This is a genomic window from Vibrio sp. 704 (assembly GCF_033339295.1).
Map to the genome: position 1 here is coordinate 1 of NZ_JAWOUH010000870.1, position 549 is coordinate 549.

Here is a 549-nt window from a genome sequence, read left to right on the forward strand (position 1 = left end):
GCGGAAGAGTTAAAAAAAGTCGGCCTTTAAGCCGACTTTTTTCATTGTACCGAAAACTAAAAAGTGAGTGTCCACTTCGCACTTGCCCATCTATCTTGTTCTTCCAGCAAATCGGCATGCAGCAACTTATTATTATCTAACCATGCTTCATCGGTACAAGTGAGCATCCATTCATCGCCTTTGATCGATAAAGTGATGTCAGGTAGTGGGTCGTCGTTGCGTTGCCCATTAAGGACTATGGACAGACGAAGAATCTTAATCAGGCTTAACACATCACTTTGTTTGTAGAGGTTGAACTCTGGCAACTCATTGAGCCTTAGCGCTTTGCGTTGAAAGCGTGCAAGCGTCGCCAAGACGAGTTGTTGCTCACGGTTAAAACCTTGCAGGGTTGAATGCAGAAGAATATAAAACGAGTGGCGATGGAAGCTGCGTAGGTTGATGCTTAGCCCAACTTCATGCAGCAGAGCGGCCCATTCTAATAAATCAAACAGTTCGCTTTTCTTTTTAATCCCAAGCTCAGAATGTACTTGTTCAAGCATCTCGCGTGCG

At 44.6% G+C, this 549-nt stretch carries 1 pseudogene; it reads right to left on the minus strand.

Going from position 1 to position 549, the window contains the following annotated elements:
• Positions 1-56: 56 nt before the first annotated feature.
• Positions 57-549, minus strand: a pseudogene (locus R7R24_RS29615) (exopolyphosphatase); the annotation flags it as partial.